Origin of the sequence: Paenibacillus sp. N3/727 (assembly GCF_022637315.1) — a bacterium.
Taxonomy (GTDB): domain Bacteria; phylum Bacillota; class Bacilli; order Paenibacillales; family Paenibacillaceae; genus Paenibacillus_AQ; species Paenibacillus_AQ uliginis.
Window position 1 is genome coordinate 1,414,032 of record NZ_CP093336.1, and the last position, 17,679, is coordinate 1,431,710.

Genomic DNA, 17,679 nt, shown 5'->3' on the forward strand with positions numbered 1-17,679 from the left:
AAGTCACCTGCGTGAGGACAGCATTTTTCACTAGAATGGAGGTCATTATGGAATGGTAGGTATCAAGCAGAAACAGATCATATCTTCTTTACTCAGCGGTGTGATGCTGCTGTCTCTTCTAATGCCCGTACGGCAAGTCATGGCGGAGGAAGCGTCTCCGATTACCGGAATCATTTTGGATCAGAGGGAAATGGAGATTGGGCCGGGAGCGACATACACATGGCAGAACATGCAGCTGGAACGGGGATTGGAGAAAGTTCATTCTGTGGAGTTTAATCCGAAAAATTCGGCTCTTGAGCTTCAACCTGGTAAGACCAGCGGAAAGATTTACGGCATGCAAGAGGTTAGCAAAATGGCCTCGGATGCAGATAGCGTTGGGAATCGGGTTATCGCTGCTGTGAACGGGGATTTTTATGATATGTCGAATGGTTTGCCTTTAGGTCTCTTTATGGGAGAAGGCGAACTGCTCAACAGTCCGCCGGATGATTGGTATGCCTTCGGTATCAAAAAGGACGGAACAACACTGTATGGGCCAAGTCCTAAGCTGACACGAAGTCTGAACATTGCCGGAAAGGATACTAATATTACAGCTATCAATCGGCTGCGGGGGACAGACGCGTTAGTTCTTTATACACCTTCGTTTCACTCTTCGACGATGACGAATGCTTTGGGTGATGAAGTCGTACTGGATATTACTTCGGGAGAGGTTAAGAGCGGACAAACCTTAAGTTTGAAAGTATCTGATATACATAAGGATAGAGGCAATACACCGATTACAGGCGGCAAAGTGATTTTGTCGGCGTCAGGGAAGTACCGTGAGGTATTGACTGGGCTAAAACTTGGCGATGAGGTATCGGTCTCCTTGGAACTCGAACCAGAGTGGCAGGATGTTACGATGGCGATTGGCGGGAGTGCTGTGTTAATCGATGACGGTGTTATGCAGAACAGCAGCGATACTGCTGTAGCCCCTCGAACCGCTATTGGAACAAAAGCGGATGGCTCAGTCATTATGCTTGTCATCGATGGACGACAGCCCGGATTCAGTGAAGGGGTAACGCTGAATGAGCTCGGCCAGATGATGAAAGATATGGGAGTCGTTAACGCCCTGAATCTTGATGGTGGAGGCTCGGCGACATTTGTTGCCCGTATGCCGGGAGAACCGGTACGCGAAATGCTAAACTCCCCTTCAGACGGTAGTGAGAGAAAGACGGCTAATGGGATATTGCTCGTGAACAAAGCTCCAGAAGGAGCCGCGGATAAGCTGGTGGTGAAGCCGCAGAGTGAGCGGGTGCTGGCAGGTTCCAAGGCCGATTTTAAAGCGGCAGCAGTCGATGCCAATATGCATCCGGCTCGGTTATCCGGTAAGGTGTCATGGAGCGTTGACCCGGCTCTGGGAACCGTGGATGAAGCTGGTATCTTTACAGCCGGAGCCATTGCGGGTACAGCTGAAATAAAGGCTGTGTCCGGAAGTTTGAGCGGAATGGGTACCGTGGAAATCGTAGATGAACTGACAGAGCTGAGCTTTGGTGATGTCGTAAAGAGCTTTGCTCCTGGAAAGACGGAAACGCTGAAAGTAACAGCCCTTCGCAACGGCCAGGTTATTCAGGCCGATAACAGCCAGCTGGAATGGCTTACGGAGGGAGAGATCGGATCGATAGACAAGAATGGCACGTTTACTGCTATCAATGAGTCTGAGAAGACGGGGAAAATCATCGTTAGCTACAAAGGCGTTGAAGCCTCTGTTGATGTGAACATTGGACTTCCACCGGTTGTTTTGGAGGATTTCGAGAGTGGTTTAGCTCCTTATCATGAGATTGCTGGTGCACAGTATAAATCAGTTAAAGCGAGCATTGAAACTAATGAGGACCTGGTGCGGTTCGGAAACGGTTCTCTTAAGCTGGAATATGATTTTACGGGTACAACTGGAACTTCAGGAGCCTATCTGCAAACCAAGAGCCCGGACCGTAATATTGTCATTCCCGGTTATCCGGAAAAAATAGGCATGTGGGTATATGGTGACGGAAAGAAGCACTGGCTTCGTGCACAATTGCGGGACAGCAAAGGGATTATTTCTCTTGATTTTGTGGATCAATCCGTCGGTGTAGACTTCGAAGGGTGGAAGTACCTGGAGGCAAATGTGCCTAAGGGAAGGCTTATGCCTTTGACGATGGACATGCCCGTACGATACATGGAGACATCGGCTGCCAAAAAGGATGCGGGTGTCATTTATGTAGATCAGATCCGCGCGCTTTATGGGCCGAACCAGGATGATATGGATCCTCCGGTGTTGAAGGATCTATCTCCTGCAGAAGGAACGACAATTAAAACGAATCAGCCGAAAATATCCATAACAGCGGAGGATGCCGGCTATGACCCGGAGAAACATCCAGGTACTACATTGATTGATCCGGAGAAGATTCGGTTCTATCTGGATGGAAAGCTGGTAGAACATACCCTGTATCCGCCAAAAGGTCAGATTCATTATACACCTGACACGCCTTTAGCCGATGGTGTTCACCAGGTTAAGGTGTCGGTAAGGGATCTTTCAGGCAATCAAAGCATCAAAATATGGACTTTTAATGTGGATACTGATGCTGCCAAGCTGGTGTACAGCACACAGAAGGACATTTACGCTGGTGGTACCTATACTCTGGATTTATCGGGAGTAAAGCCGTCAGATATCCGTAAAGGTGAAATTGAATTGGCTTACGATCCGGCAAAATTGGAAAATCTGAAGCTTATTGTAGGAGACAAACTGGATGATTCCAAGCTTCAGGCTGACATCGACAGTGAAGCGGGCCGCGTCGTTCTCAAGTTGAACGATATCGATTCAGCTGGTTTGACGGATCAGGACTTGATTGGACAAATTCAATACGATGTCAAAAAAGATGCTGTGGGCACTCATACGTTTGAATTCATATCCGGATCGGTTTCCTTTGTCAGCTCAGGAGACGTTAGCTACCCATTCTTTGGACTTCCACAGGTGGCGGAGATTCATACGCATCTGACACTGGAGTGGAATGAACATGGGAACGTTGAATTCTTTGATACGATATTCCAGGTGAAGGATAAGGACGGTACACCTGTTGAAGGAGCACAGATCACGGCAGACGGTCAGGTCATCGGTACAACGGATTCGAGCGGAGTACTGAAAAACAGCACGCTTACTTCCTCAGTTAAGACATATCAGCTGCAGGCTTCTAAGGGAAGCTTCTACAGTCCGGTTGTGGCATTTACGGTATCCAAGCTAGCGGGTAGCGAAACGCCGTACAATATCAACGTAAATATGGGTGAAGACCCGAGCCGTTCAAGAGGTTTTGCATGGCATACTCATCCAAGTGTAAATCTAACCGTAGTTGAGATTGTAAAAAAGTCGGAATTTACAGGCTTTGATGCGTCGAATGTGAAGCAGGTCTACGGTGAGAATTATTTGTTTAATACGCTGGATACCGGAACCGTTCGGGTACATAAGGCTAACGTTAATGATTTGGAGCCTGGAACCGACTATGTTTACCGTGTCGGCGGGGAGGGGCACTACGGTCCACAGGGTTCATTCCAGACGGCGGAGACGGCAGGGGATGAACTGAAATTTTTGTATTTTGCCGATTCTCAAGGAAGTAGTGAGGCCGATTTTAAGCTATGGGGAAATACAGTTCAGAAGGCTGTCCAAGAGTATCCGAATGCGGAGTTTATCGTTCAAGCCGGAGACATGGTGGAAAAGGGATTCAATGAAAAAGAATGGAATCTCTGGTTCAAAGAAGCGCAAGAGGCTTTCTTGAATACAACTCTCATTGGAGCGATCGGGAATCATGAGGTGATGGGCTCCAGAGGCAACGATGATTTCCTGGCGCATTTCAACCAACCGGGTAACGGTGTGCCGAGCCTTAAGGGTACCAATTTCTCCTTTGACTTTAAAGATGCTCATTTCATGGTGCTTAACAGTGAGTATCAGTATGAAGAACAGAAGCTGTGGCTGGAGCAAGATCTGGCGAACACGACAAAGAAATGGAAAATCGCGATTTTCCACCGCGGTCCTTACGGCAGTATTTATGATACAGCGGAGGTCAGAAATCTATGGGCGCCTGTTTTGGAAGAAAACAAGGTTGATCTGGTACTGAATGGACATGATCATATTTATTTACGGACACATCTGATGAAAGGTAAACAAGTTTCCGAAGATGGTGAAGGCACAACTTACGTTATCGCAGGTTCCTCGGGACCTAAATTCTATTCGCTGACAGCAAGAGATTGGCAGAAAGTGACCGATGAAGAGAAGACTCAAATGTATGCTTCGGTTGAAATTTCAGGCAATGAGTTGAAAATGGTAACGAAGACGGTAGGCGGACGTATCGTGGATGAGTTCATCTTATCTAAAAATACCGCTCTGCCGGAATCTATCGAAATTGAGCAGCAGGATGTGAAGCTTGCGGTTGGAGAGAGTAAGCCTTTAACCGTTAAAGTTAAACCAGATAATACAGCAGACAAGACGGTTACATGGTCCGTGTACAGTTCTGAACCGGAACAGGTTGTTACTGTTACTGCTGATGGACTTGTTACGGCAAAAGGGCTTGGCACCGCAGTCGTGCGGGCTACCAGTAACGCTGTACCGGAGTTGTATGCAGACACAACTATCACTGTAGACAGAATTCCGGATGGCGTCATGGAATCATTGTCTCTGAAAGGAAAGTCACCACTTAAGACAGGTGATCAAGATCAAACCGTGACGGAGGCCGTATATGCTGACGGTACCCGAATCCGCCTGCTGGAAGGTGTTGTGTATGATAGCAGCGCTCCAAACGTCGCATCGATCGATGATCAAGGATTGGTACGAGCATTAGCTGAAGGCGCGACGGTCATTTCTGCAACCTATGGAGAATACAGCGCAAAGTATGATCTGACCGTTCAAGCTTCAGGAAAACCCGGAGAAGGTAACGGCGGTGATCCAGGAGGAAATCCTGGCAGCGGCAGTGGTGATGGTTCAAGCGGACCGGTACAGCCGCCAACTGAGCCTAAGCCGACCCCTGATAACGGTACGATTAAAGTGAGTTCTGCTGAACTTGCAGCTATGGTGGCTAAAGGGGAAGTGGTATTTAATACAAAGGCTAATCTTGAAGAGCTGCTACTGCCAGGTAATGCTGCAGCGTTGGTGAAAGATAAGTCTGTGACGGTGAACGCAGGTAATCTGACACTTTCGATTCCTGCTGATGTACTCCGCTCCCTGAGCGAACTTGTCCCAGCTAACCAGATAGACAGCAGTACGATCAAGCTAAGTGCCAACACAATAACCGGACAGGATGCTCTCCGCTTGATAGCAGAGGCAGCTAGTAAATCAGGTGCTGAGATTGTTTCTGCCAGTGATCTGCTGACCTTCGGTTTGAGCATCACGACAAAAGATGGCAAGACAAGCGAACTCTCAAGCTTCGTTAAACCGATCACACTTACTCTTCCTGTTACGGGTAATGTTGACCGTAAGCTGACCGGTATTTATTACATGGCAAAAGACGGTAATCTGGAATACATCGGCGGCACATGGCAGGAAAATAAGCTGAAAGCAGAGATTCATCATTTCAGCACTTATGCTGCCCTTCATTTCAATAAGACCTTTACAGATGTTCCAGCAGATCACTGGGCTTCTAAAGTTATTCAGGAATTGGCGGCCAAGCAGTTGATTAAAGGGAACAATCAATATCAATTTGCACCAGGAAAACAGGTAACACGTGCGGAATTTGCAGCGATGCTGGTTCGTGCGCTCGGTCTGAAGGAAGAAGGAAACTCCCACTTCACCGATGTTTCTTCTGAGTCCTGGTATGCGGGAGCTGTATCTGCTGCGGCGAAGGCCGGCATCGTTACAGGCATCAACAGCAAAGAATTTGCTCCTGACGCTTCCATCAAGCGCCAAGAAATGGCTGCCATGATTGTAAGAGCGTATCAATCCGTGGCTTTCCTACAAGGCTCCCAGGGTGAAAAGACACATTTCACCGATGTGAAGACCTCACCGATCTGGGTTCAGGAAGCGGTCCAATCCGCATATGATCTTGGATTGGTAAAGGGCATCTCAAGCAATGTATTTAAACCGCAGGGATTGACCACACGTGCGGAAAGCGCACAGATTATTTATAACCTGCTGAGCAAACTGCCGGGATATACGAAGTAAGCTGCGTTACGTTGACAGGTAAGAAAAAACAGCCTTCATCCGATATCGGATGAAGGCTGTTTCGTGTTGCTGCTGCTTTAAGGATTAAATCTAGGACTGTGGCGTAGGTTCAGCAGTTGTAGGAGGTGTAACAGGTGCAGCAGTTTTCAAAGGTATAGGGGGTGTTGATGGCTTGGATACGGCAATAACCTCTTTCGATTTGTTAACTGAAAGGATTACCACTTTATAATCTTTATCTGACAGTATATTTTCACCGAAAGCATCTTTCGTTGTTGAAATAATTATTTTTTCTGAATAATTTTTACCTGTTGGTTTAATGGTAGCTGCGGGTACTCTGATTGTTGTGTTTGCTTTAACTGCTGTCTTGGAAGTGGCAGCTTTTTTCGGATCCCAGCTGTTGTCAGGTGTATCTTTAAGAGCAATCATTATCTCATATGAATCGATGTTACTCTCATAGGCAGCTGGATTAAAGTTGACTTGCAAAATATCCTTCTCATTGACATTGACAGAAGCCGTTACAATAGTAGCTTGGGCTGGATTCGTAATTTTGAACTCATTAGAAGCATTCGATAGTACGTTTTTGGTTGTTTTCTGGTCTTTTGCTACAGCAAGAACATATGCATTGTAAGGTGTATCTGTAGTTATGAGATTTCCCTTCACATCAGTAGCTTCTCCGAATTTAAAATCTGCTTTAAATGAACTTGAAGAAGGTTCAACTTCAGCATATTTATTTCCTTGTTTTACTGCCTCAGCCAAATTGAAATCTTGAGTAGTAACCGGTACTACCATAACATGATATTTACTCACTGTTGCAGCGTCATTAGACGTTTCAAACGTGATACTAATATCTCCGCTTTTAGTATCCACTGTAGCATTCACCTTCGTTGGTGCTGATATCTCAGTGACAGGAGAATTGTCCTTTAATGTAATGTCTTTATGAATAGATAGGGCGTTATTTTCAGCCTTGTTACCGTTGCTTACAGACAATACAAATATGCTGTAAGGAGTATTGACTTTAATATCAGCTCCATCTGTATCTTTGATCCCTGCAGGAAGATCAACGGTGTTGTTTGTTTTGCTTACCTTATAATATCTAGTATCTTCTTTTATTGAACTGGCCTTCTCCTTATCGAAGTTAACAGTAGTTTTTGTGTTAACAACGAATACTCGATAATGATCGATATTTTTTTCATCAGAAGGTCGAGTAAAAGTTACCTTGAAATCTCGTCCGTCGTTATAGTCGGTTTCGTCTACAACGTTTAGATCCGTGACCGGAGCAACTTTGCTTTTGTCAGTAAGCGTAATGTTAGGACCTTTAGTTGTTAATGCGTTAGAGGAGCTACCTTTGTTTACTGACATGATAAATACGTTATAGTTGACGTCTTTCGTGATCTTATCCCCGTCTGTATCACGGCTGTCAGAGGAGAAAGTCTTGGTAATAGTGCTGTTGCTTGACTTACTAATTACCGTGTAACGATCACTGTATAACGAATTGGCAGCAGATAGGTCGAAGTTTCCAAGTTTAGCTGCTTTTACAAAGAATGTTCGATATTCGCTAATATTACTATCGTCCGAAGGTCTTTCGAAAGATACTTGCAGATCCCGTCCGTCGTTATTATCGCCTATGTCATTGAGAATCACTTTGGAGACTGGGTCTACACTGCGATTATTACTAAGAGTAATGTTAGAACCGTAAGATGTCATTGCGTTATCACCAGAGTAATTACTATTGCCTACTGACAAGATATATAAGCGGTAACTTCCGCCGTTCCGGATTAAATCCCCATCTGTATCACGGCTATCATAGGACAAGGACTTGGTGATATTGTAGCCTGTTGTATCGATTCTCGTGTAATAGCTACTGTAGATAGCATCGCTCAGTTTAAAGCTGCCCACCTTAGACGATTTCACAAACAACGCACGGTAATGGCTGATATTGTACTCATCAGAAGAACGAGTAAAAGATACCTTAAGATCCTGTCCGTTGTCCGTTACATTTAAATTGGAAACGGCTTTTACAACATTACTATTGCCACTGAGTGTAATGATGGAAGAGTAAGATGACAACGCGTTGTTACCGGAGTAATTACCATTGCCGACCGACAAGATAAACACGCGGTAATCAGTGCCATTCCGGATATAATCTCCGTCTGTATCACGGCTTCCCGATGACAAGGATTTGATGATATTGCTGGAGCCTGTTTTATAGATATCCGTGTAATAGGAACTGTTGTTGGCAGCATACAGATCAAAGTTGCTCGCTTTATGTGACTTTACAACGAATGCACGGTAATGGCTGATATTATTTTCATCCGATGGGCGGTTGAACGAAACCTGTAAATCCCGACCATCACCATTATTGCCAACGTCGTTGACATAGAGATTGTAGACAGAGCCGACACTTCCATTGTTATTGTTATTGTTGTTATTAGATAAAATAATATCGCTCGAAACGGAAGACAGGTTATTGTTTCCGTAATTGTTGCCCGAACCAACGGACATGACGAACACCCGGTAATAAACTCCGTTTCTTATTGAGGATCCGTCAATATCTCTGGCTCCGGAGGATAACGTCTGAGTGATGTTATACCCGGTCTTGTTCACTTGTGTGTAATTAGAGCTGGATACCGAATTCGCTTTGTTCAAATTGAAGTTGTGATAGTCAGATGACTTAACCACAAAAATTCGGTAAGACCCGATACCTGACTCATCGGATAGCTTGTTGAAGTTTACACGCAAATCGCGTCCATCGCCATAATTGCTCACATCGGTTACTTGAGTGATGACAGGAGCAGTGGTGGACCCTGTAGCTAGCGTGATCGAAGACGAACCGGAAGACAGCTTGCTGGCTAACGTGTTCTCATTGCTGCTCACGGACATAACGAACAGAGTATAAGGTACTCCGTTCTTAATATACTCGCCGGAAGTATCACGTGTAGATGAGCTCAGAGCATTTGTCAGCGTTGTGCCGCTACCACTTGTTTTATATACGGTTGTGTAATACTGGCTTGGTACGGATTTGGCCGCTGCCAGATCAAACTTGCTGACATCTTTGGTTTTAACAACCATAATTCTGTAATTGGAAATGAGATCTTCTTTCTGAGCACGGGTGAAGCTTACTGAAAGATCCCGCCCGTCACCATAGTCGTTAACATCGTTCCCCTTCACATTGGTGGCTGTTTCAACGGCATTGGAATTTGACAATGTAATGGATGATGATGGCGATGATAACGCGAATTCGCCGTTATATCTTCCAGCAGTCAACACGTAGGCCTTATAGGCTTGGTTTTCACGAATGTAATCTCCGTCGATATCACGGGAACCTGAGGTAAGGGTAACCGTATTACTGGATCCTGTTGGAAATACTACGGAATAGTTGGATGATGGAACCATTCGCGCTGCTGATTGATTAAAGTTGTATGACTTCTCCGCTTTCACAATCATGACCTGGTATTGAGCCGCACGTGATTCTGTATACGACTTGGAGAAGCTAACCTGAAGGTCCCGTCCGTCACCGTTATTTGCAATATCTCTTACAGTTACATTAGAAGCAGGTGAGAGACCGGTATCAGGAACTGGAGTTGGAACTGATCCGCCGCCGTTCGAAGTTGTAGTAATGGATACGGTTTTGGTTTTAGAATTCCATCCGACTTTCTCACCTAAGGATTCACTGACGAAGCGTACTGGCACCATCGTTGCACCTCTTAGGTTTTTGGCAGGAACATCTAGTCGAACACTTTGGTTGTTAATTGTTGCTGTTTTAGAGTTGATTTTCAGTACGATCGTTGTGCCCTCTCTTACAGCTGTGACCGTCTGAGTTTTCTGATTCCACTTAACCTTAGCATCCAGCGCTTCAAAGATAGCTCTCATGGGCAGCATGACTCGGCCTTGGATCATAACTGGAGCCTGACTTGTTGTTAATCTCACCCCATCAATTAAGATGTTGAATTTTACTGCCGCTTGCGCCTGTGACTGGAATAGCATAGGAAAAATAAGTAGAGCTGATAGCATAGCAGCCCAAAACTTCCTCACACGCTTGACCTCCTTCAAAATTAAACGATTGTTATTATTTTCCTCACCTATAAGACGCTGTATGCGGATGGAAAGTTTCAACAATTGAGCAGTGTTAAGAAAATTTTAAGAAAAAATGATGAAATTAATGAAAAAGGCCTCCAAAATAAGGGAACTATTAGACGATTTATTCATAAATGTAAAAAAGTGTTTGGGATGAGTTGTTAAGTGAAATGAGGTTTGCTATTCTGCATGCGCGTCACCTTCCCAAATGGTTTTATTCAGGATACCATACGTATATATCCAATGAGCTGAGAACATGAATATTATCAAATGGAAGGAAGATTACGATTGGAAAATCTTTTAAGCAGTATTCAGTGGTTCGAGAAAACGGATATTTTGGACCATTTATTGCATCCGAAAAGCATTATAACAACTCATCCTATGGAACAGGGTTTTGAAGCGGAAGTAATAAAATTACATTCTGATCAAGGGAGTTTTGTATTAAAAGTATGGAACAAAAGTTCCAGACCGAATATTTCCTTTCAATATAGTTTGTTGAATGCTTTATTTGATTGTGGTCTTCCCGTTTCGAAGCCGGTGGGCTTTGGAAAATATCAAAACGCTGATTACGTGTTATTGACCACCTTTGATGGTGCACCTATTACCAAGGTAAATAAAATGAAGCTGACGGATATAGCTATGATTTTATCCAAAATACATACAACTCCTGTGAAGGAGCTAGGACCGATCCAGCTTCCAACGTATGATTTTAAGGATTACTTTTATCCGGGAATCCAGGATCATGCTGACTTGGACCAGGCATTCACTCATCTTGCTGGAATGACCTCAATCAAGCAGGAACGAGTCATACATGGTGATTATCACTTGAGAAATATACTGGAACAGAATGAACAATTGACAGTTATCGATTGGACGAACGGACAATACGGAGATCCCAGATACGATTTTGCATGGTCACTTGTGCTGAAGAAGATATATTTGTCAGAGCGGAATGCTTCCGTGTTTAGTTCTGCGTATTTGTCGCAAAATGAAATCCGGTCGGATGAACTTGCCGTGTTCGAGGCCATGGCATGTCTCAGATGGATATTACTTCATAGAAGTGGTGGTACGCTCATTGAACCCAACACGCTGAAGAAGGTTAGAAGGCTTATCCATGAGAATCCGAACCTGAAAGAATTGGAGTTTTACGATATTACATGAATACAAGAAAAAATATAATTTCAATGGTAACGATGATTGTAATTGGATGTATCGCAATGGCTTATGTAGATGCGGTCATCTCTCCCGATTATGCGGTGAAATCGATTATTAAAATCTTTATTTTCCTAACGTTGCCGCTTGGTTATAGTCTCCTCAGTAAAGATGTATCTTTTAGGCCGTTATTCAAGTTTGAGAAAAAAGGGATGCGGTTCTCTATACTGCTTGGTTTAGGTGTATTTGTGTTTATTTTGGGCAGTTATTTCTTGATCGGGCCGAATTTTGATTTCTCTCATGTCACGGAATCATTACAGAGCAACATCGGCGTTAATGCGGGCAACTTTATGTTCGTCGCTATTTACATTTCCATTGTCAATTCGTTGCTGGAGGAGTTTTTCTTCCGCGGGTTTGCCTTTCTGACGTTGAAGAAGCTTACCGGGCGCAAGTTCGCTTATATATTCAGCGCAGGTGCATTTTCCGTGTATCATATCGCCATGATGACGAGCTGGTTTACGGTTCCGCTATTCATTTTGCTAATTGTAAGTTTGTTTGTGGCAGGCTTGTTATTCAATTGGTTGAATGAAAGAAACGGGAACATTTATACATCGTGGATGGTTCATATGAGTGCTAACCTTGCGATTAATACCATCGGGTTTATCTTATTTGGATTAGTATAAAGAAGTAGTCCATTCATGGAAAATAGTACCTTTCGATACATTGGTTTGGTATACTGATCATGTAGTTTTTTTAAAACCTAGCTCATTTAAATGGACGGAGGCTTTGATTGTATGTGCTGCTGCATCGCATTTTTTCGATTGAGATAGTGTAAGGTACAGAACATTTATGCCCTTTCATTTTTTGTGAAATGATCAAGGGTTATTTGATCTGTACCTTTTTCATTCTCTCATATACGAATGAATGAGGTGCTTTTTGTGTTAAAAAATAAAAAAATCCGCGGAGCAAAGTTTGCGCAATCGCCGAACTTTTCTTCGCAGCATCTGTTAATCCACAAGCCGCTGATCCAGGAAATGATCCGGCTTGCCCATATAAACTCGAATGATACGGTTATGGATATCGGTGCAGGGATGGGAGCGATTACCCTTCCATTGACTGAAAAAGCCGGGATGGTGCTGGCCGTCGAGAACGATCCCGTCTATGCTGAGAAGCTTGCCCAGAAGACGAAAGACATATCGAATGTCCGGGTAAGACAAGCCGACTTTTTGCAGACTGATCTTCCAAGAGATCCGTTTTCGGTTGTATCGAATATACCGTTTTCCATTACGACCCCCATTCTCGATAAGCTGCTTGGTTATCCAGGCGTGCCTCTAAAGTACGCTATCCTCATTGTTGAGAAGGGGGCAGCCAGGAGGTTTACGTCGGTACCGATAACAGATCCACGCATATTGAAATGGAGAATGTGGTTTGAATTCCAGATCGTACGGACCGTCTCTCCTGAACATTTTTCACCTCGTCCGAGAGTGGATTCGGCCGTGCTGATCATCCGCAAAAAGAAAAATCCGCTGGTTCCGCCGCAGGATCATGCCAAATTTATGGCACTCGCAGTTCACGCCTTACGTGATCCACGGCTGCCATTCTCCGCAGCATTGGGAGATGTATTCTCACCTGCACAGATCACAAAGTTGGCAAGAGCGCTTAAGCTGGATAGGAATGTGTCAATTTGTACGCTCAACGAACAGCAATGGGGGGACGTGTTTCTTTCCATGATGCGGCATGTGGAACCCTATCGAAGGCCAAGATTACGAAATAGCGTTTCACCAAAAAATAAATATAGGCGATAAACATCAGGTTTCGCGGGATGAGTCGGCCTTATGATAAAGGACGTGTATTCAAATGTTTTTAATAGAAGAACGTAATGAACGATTGGGAAAACAACTGCTTCGTATGGACAGTGATGCCATGTTTGCAGGAGTCGTAACGGGGCATAATCCCGGTGAGGTGTGGGTGGACGATTATGATCATCCTTCATCAGCTCTCGTCTGGTCAGGAGGTTTGGGGGGCTTTTGTTTTATGGGGTGCCCTTCATCGCGAATATCAAATGCGACCTTGGAAAGGTTGATAGACGATGAGATCATTCCGTTTCTGAAAGAGAAGGATACTCATTATTTTGAGTTTTCGGTGGATGGTGAGGAATGGCAGCCGATTATCCAAGATACGCTTGGTAATCGAGGGCTGAAAGACAGTTATCAATATGTGTATAAATCGGATCTAATTTCCGGGCAGTATCAAGGTAACGGAAACCCTGTTTTTCCGGAATCATTTACGGCTGTCAGGTTAGACGCGCAGCAGCTTCATGAGTGGGGTCGGAATGGAGCGGTAAATGCTGACTTTTTAGTTCAGTATATTAAACAGTTTTGGGGGACAGTGAACGATTTCTTAGCGGAAGGACACGGTTACGCTGCCATTACTGACCGTAATGTTATCGCGAGTTTGGCCATATCCTCTGCGAAGTTCGGAATGACCCATACTATTGGTGTAGAGACATTGGAGGACTATAAGCGCTTGGGGCTGTCGAGCTCGCTTGTGAAACTGCTGTTGAACGATTTCCATGAGCATGGGATTATGGCATGGTGGGACTGTACGGACAGTAACATCGCCTCGCAAAAAACAGCAGAAAAAGCAGGCTTAATGAGAACGCATCGTTATAAGATATACTGGTTTACGTTTTGAGGGGAATTTGAACAATAAACGGACTCGGACTGCTCGATATACTTTGAGCAGTCCGTTTTTTACTTTTTTGAGAAAGGTATTATTTCACTTGAGTTCAACTGCAGCTCGTTCGCTCTTGAAAACCGACATCAATGTCGGTTATAATAAACTTCATAAAACGACAATTATGTCTAATTTGCAAAGGGGGTAGGAAGAGATGTCTCCGAGAGTGAGCGAACAATACAAGCAGCAGAAAAAAACGGACTTGCTGAAGGCGGCAAAGCAAGTGTTTACTGCCAAAGGGTATCATCGCGCTACGATGCAGGATTTGATGGTTGCAGGTGGAGTGTCCAGAGGGGCGCTGTATGCCTATTTTGACAATATTGAACATGTCTATGAAGAGCTGCTTCGGTTGGAGGATGAAGAAGATGCTTTGTCTTTTCAAATCGAAGATGGCACACAGACGTACTGGAAGCAGCTGACTGAATGGCTCCTAACGCAGCAGAAGGGGATGGAAGCTGGAGAGCCATCGCTTGCCTTGGCTAATGCCGAGTACTTTCTGTCGTTACATTATCGCTCGGATTCAGGAAACGAGAGTTACATGAACATGCGTTACCAGAGACTAATTGAGGTATTAACTTTATTTTTTCAAAAAGGAGTTTTGCAAGGCGAATTTAACCCAAGTGTGCCCATTGCTCATATTGCCCGCTATCTTATTTCATGTATGGATGGAATCGTACTTAATACCACTCGTCTGGGTCATGAAATAACAAAGGTAGATGAACAGATGGAAATGCTAGTGTTTTCTTTAAAGTCCATGTTGTTCCGGGACGGATATAAGGGAGATTGAACATATTAGGAAGGAGAATAAGCAATGCTATTTGAATCTGCTAGAATTAAATTCCGTAAGATGACAACGAATGATGTGCAGATGTACAACCAATGGAGAAATGACCTTGAGGTCATGACAACGACCAGTCCTTCACTGGATTTGTATACTGAGGAAAATACGCACGAATTTGTCAGCCATGTTATTTTGGGATCTGACACTTCCAAAAGCTATATCATCCTGGACAAGCAATGCGATCGGTCGGTTGGCATCATTTCTCTCATTCAGCTGGATTACAAAAATCGCAATGCAGAATGTATTATCGATATTGGCGAAAAAGACTACTGGGGCAAGGGCTACGGAACCGAGGCGCTCCGATTGCTGCTGGATTATGCATTTTTGGAGCTGAATTTGCATAGGGTCTCTTTAAGGGTGTTCTCATTTAATCAAAAAGCGATACACTTATATGAAAAAATAGGGTTCAAGCATGAAGGGGCTTCCCGGCAAGCGATCTTCCGGGACGGTACGTGGGGCGACATTGTCCAGATGGGGATTCTTCAGCATGAGTATGTGACAGCTAGATAAATGCATTGTAAAGCAGGCATGTTCGCATGTCTGCTTTTTATTGTTATACAACCTTTTAAAGAGAGAAAGATTTGGTGATGTAGACGGAGACGGAATCAGTGAGAACATGAACATACAGGAGGTAGGCGAAGAACAAGCTCTGACCAATCGCCAAAAAGTTGTCAAATGGTATATTGATGAGGTGTATAAACGGTGGAGTCAGACCGATTATTCGGAGCTTGATTATTTAAAAGAGACCTATCGACCGTAGTGTTGTAAATAGAGAATTTTTTATGGTTGTAACTTATCAACATATACTATATAATTCTCAGTAACAAACTTATGATATGAAATTATCATGATTTTCTGCAAAAAAATGTATTTACATGAAACTATTCGTGTTATAATTTCAGTGTGATCTTTGTATCAGCGAATTGTCCTAAATTTTAGTATCATAAGTTCAAGTTAATCATGCATTACAAAATATAATAAATGAATATGGATCTTCGGGGTAAGGTGAAATTCCTAACCGGCGGTGATGGTGCGTTACTTGTGAACGTGCTTCAGCCCGCGACTCGCTGTTTCGAGATTGAGATGGCGACTGACTTGGTGTAATTCCAAGGCCGACGGTATAGTCCGGATGGGAGAAGATCAAACATGAGTTTGTCGCGGGCTTTTTTAAGCTTTCGGCAGGCTTATTTGGTCAGCCCCCGTATCTTTCGACATAGTCGATTACGGGGGCTTTCTGCTGGTAAGACTCCGTATTCAGGACAGGAGACAGCAAGATGGAAAATGTTAGCTCAAGTGTTAAGGTGCAGCCGACCTCAACGGCGAAAGGGAAAAGCAGCTTTAAAGGTGGATTTTGGCTGGTTGTATTGGGAGCGGCTCTGTGGGGTGTAGATCCCCTGTTCCGGATCATTCTTCTGAAGAATATGACTTCCTCTCAGATCGTACTGCTTGAACATGTTATTATATCTCTTATCGCGATACCGGTTATCTGGAAAAACCGTCACGAGTTCAAGAGTCTCGGTTGGCGGCATGTCGGCGCGCTGCTCTTCATATCATGGGGCGGCTCGGGTATAGCGACCATCCTGTTTACGATGGGACTGACGAGCGGGAACCTGAACGCCGTGCTATTACTGCAGAAGCTACAACCGTTATTTGCCATTATTCTGGCTAGTCTGTTACTTAAGGAAAAGCTTCCACGTCATTTTTCGGTTCTCTTTATTTTGGCACTTGGCGGTACGTATTTACTCACCTTCGGATTCACGCTTCCGATTGGCCATTGGAGCGAGTTTATACAGGTCGGAAGTCTGCTCTCACTCGGTGCTGCTGCACTGTGGGGCGGATCGACAGTGATGGGACGCTTGATGGTCGGTCAGATGAAATATGAGACGGTCACGTCTCTGCGGTTTGTTCTGGCTCTTCCACTGCTCAGCGTCATTACATGGAGTGAAGGAGCAGCATGGAATTTGCCGGCTGCCGGAACAACGGACTTTGCCGCGGTTATGCTTAATCTGATCGGTCAAGCACTGCTGCCGGGTTTGCTTAGTCTGCTAGTGTATTACAAAGGACTTACGACAACGAAAGCGTCGGTAGCGACGCTTGGGGAGCTGAGCTTCCCAATGGTAGGGGTGCTGATTAACTGGATCGTGTTCCGCGAGGTTATCACTTACGCCCAAATTACGGGCTTCCTGCTGATCTGGTTCGCACTGTTTATGATCTCCAGACAATCAGATTCCAGCTCTCTGGCGGGAGAGCAGGGATAAGAATATTTGTATGAACAAGCTGTCGAGGCAACTCGGCAGCTTTTTTTAAGAGAGAAGTACAAACTTCGGAGCAAACGGCATCCTTGTCTCGCAAAGAAAAACTACAACCAATGGGTGGTTTACTTGTTCTCTTTCTTCCCGCAAATTAATTGATCGAGCATGTATCGTCACTTTAGCAGCTTGATCTCATCTGGTGTCACCAAATACGTATAGATCGTTTCCATTTGCGGCCCTTCTCCGTTTTCCGGCTCACAGTTTTGTTTCACCGTCACAATATAACCCGTCCCGGGCTGCTGTGTGTCTGTAATCGTATTGAACGTCTGGAGGCTGTTACCGCATTGCGGTACGAGCTTCAGCACCTTTTCCTCCGCCGTATCACGGGTAAACTCCTCCGGGACAGTGCATCCGGTTGCCACCATGGAGACGATGAGCAGACACCATAATAAACGTTTCATCTGAACCTC

The 17,679-nt window shown here is 44.5% G+C and carries 11 protein-coding genes and 1 riboswitch; of the genes, 9 read left to right on the forward strand and 2 right to left on the reverse strand.

Annotated features, from left to right (window positions below):
- Positions 1-52 precede the first annotated feature (52 nt).
- The gene (locus tag MNQ98_RS06265) at positions 53-6,154 is read left to right on the forward strand and encodes a phosphodiester glycosidase family protein (protein WP_241932417.1); all 6,102 of its coding nucleotides are present in this window, start codon (positions 53-55) and stop codon (positions 6,152-6,154) included.
- 90 nt (positions 6,155-6,244) lie between these two features.
- Here the strand turns inward: MNQ98_RS06265 and MNQ98_RS06270 are convergent, their stop codons facing one another.
- The gene (locus tag MNQ98_RS06270; RefSeq protein ID WP_241932418.1) at positions 6,245-10,186 is read right to left on the reverse strand and encodes a copper amine oxidase N-terminal domain-containing protein; all 3,942 of its coding nucleotides are present in this window, start codon (positions 10,184-10,186) and stop codon (positions 6,245-6,247) included.
- Between the two features lie 330 nt (positions 10,187-10,516).
- On the opposite strand from MNQ98_RS06270, the gene MNQ98_RS06275 reads away from it, so the two are divergent.
- From MNQ98_RS06275 to MNQ98_RS06310, 8 genes are all read left to right on the forward strand, one after another.
- The gene (locus tag MNQ98_RS06275; RefSeq protein ID WP_241932419.1) at positions 10,517-11,389 is read left to right on the forward strand and encodes an aminoglycoside phosphotransferase family protein; all 873 of its coding nucleotides are present in this window, start codon (positions 10,517-10,519) and stop codon (positions 11,387-11,389) included.
- A complete protein-coding gene (locus tag MNQ98_RS06280) occupies positions 11,386-12,063 on the forward strand; it encodes a CPBP family intramembrane glutamic endopeptidase (protein WP_241932420.1) in 678 nt (225 codons plus the stop codon). Before MNQ98_RS06275 ends, MNQ98_RS06280 begins: the two co-directional genes overlap by 4 nt.
- 255 nt (positions 12,064-12,318) lie before the next feature.
- Positions 12,319-13,185, forward strand: a complete 867-nt coding sequence (gene erm, locus MNQ98_RS06285) for a 23S ribosomal RNA methyltransferase Erm (protein ID WP_241932421.1) — start codon at positions 12,319-12,321, stop codon at positions 13,183-13,185.
- A 52-nt stretch (positions 13,186-13,237) separates the two neighbouring features.
- Complete coding sequence (locus tag MNQ98_RS06290; protein ID WP_241932422.1) at positions 13,238-14,074, forward strand: GNAT family N-acetyltransferase; 837 nt, start codon at positions 13,238-13,240, stop codon at positions 14,072-14,074.
- A 196-nt stretch (positions 14,075-14,270) separates the two neighbouring features.
- Positions 14,271-14,903 (forward strand): TetR/AcrR family transcriptional regulator, encoded by a 633-nt coding sequence (locus MNQ98_RS06295; RefSeq protein ID WP_241932423.1) that lies wholly within the window; start codon positions 14,271-14,273, stop codon positions 14,901-14,903.
- Between the two features lie 24 nt (positions 14,904-14,927).
- On the forward strand, positions 14,928-15,467 hold the full coding sequence (locus MNQ98_RS06300; protein WP_241932424.1) for a GNAT family N-acetyltransferase: 540 nt from the start codon (positions 14,928-14,930) through the stop codon (positions 15,465-15,467).
- 40 nt (positions 15,468-15,507) lie between these two features.
- Positions 15,508-15,717 (forward strand): DUF4855 domain-containing protein, encoded by a 210-nt coding sequence (locus MNQ98_RS06305; RefSeq protein ID WP_241932425.1) that lies wholly within the window; start codon positions 15,508-15,510, stop codon positions 15,715-15,717.
- Between the two features lie 227 nt (positions 15,718-15,944).
- Positions 15,945-16,102, forward strand: a riboswitch (FMN riboswitch).
- Between the two features lie 129 nt (positions 16,103-16,231).
- Positions 16,232-17,215: a DMT family transporter gene (locus tag MNQ98_RS06310; protein WP_208915490.1), complete on the forward strand. Its 984-nt coding sequence runs from the start codon at positions 16,232-16,234 to the stop codon at positions 17,213-17,215.
- A gap of 167 nt (positions 17,216-17,382) precedes the next feature.
- Here the strand turns inward: MNQ98_RS06310 and MNQ98_RS06315 are convergent, their stop codons facing one another.
- The gene (locus MNQ98_RS06315; protein ID WP_241932426.1) at positions 17,383-17,670 is read right to left on the reverse strand and encodes a hypothetical protein; all 288 of its coding nucleotides are present in this window, start codon (positions 17,668-17,670) and stop codon (positions 17,383-17,385) included.
- Positions 17,671-17,679 lie beyond the last annotated feature (9 nt).

What these genes read in the sequence shown, in the direction of transcription:
- MNQ98_RS06265 (WP_241932417.1), top strand. Translation starts at nt 53, where the DNA reads ATGGTAGGTATCAAGCAGAAACAGATCATATCTTCTTTACTCAGCGGT.
- MNQ98_RS06280 (WP_241932420.1), top strand. Translation starts at nt 11,386, where the DNA reads ATGAATACAAGAAAAAATATAATTTCAATGGTAACGATGATTGTAATT.
- MNQ98_RS06290 (WP_241932422.1), top strand. Translation starts at nt 13,238, where the DNA reads ATGTTTTTAATAGAAGAACGTAATGAACGATTGGGAAAACAACTGCTT.
- MNQ98_RS06295 (WP_241932423.1), top strand. Translation starts at nt 14,271, where the DNA reads ATGTCTCCGAGAGTGAGCGAACAATACAAGCAGCAGAAAAAAACGGAC.
- MNQ98_RS06300 (WP_241932424.1), top strand. Translation starts at nt 14,928, where the DNA reads ATGCTATTTGAATCTGCTAGAATTAAATTCCGTAAGATGACAACGAAT.
- MNQ98_RS06310 (WP_208915490.1), top strand. Translation starts at nt 16,232, where the DNA reads ATGGAAAATGTTAGCTCAAGTGTTAAGGTGCAGCCGACCTCAACGGCG.
- MNQ98_RS06315 (WP_241932426.1), bottom strand. Translation starts at nt 17,670, where the DNA reads ATGAAACGTTTATTATGGTGTCTGCTCATCGTCTCCATGGTGGCAACC.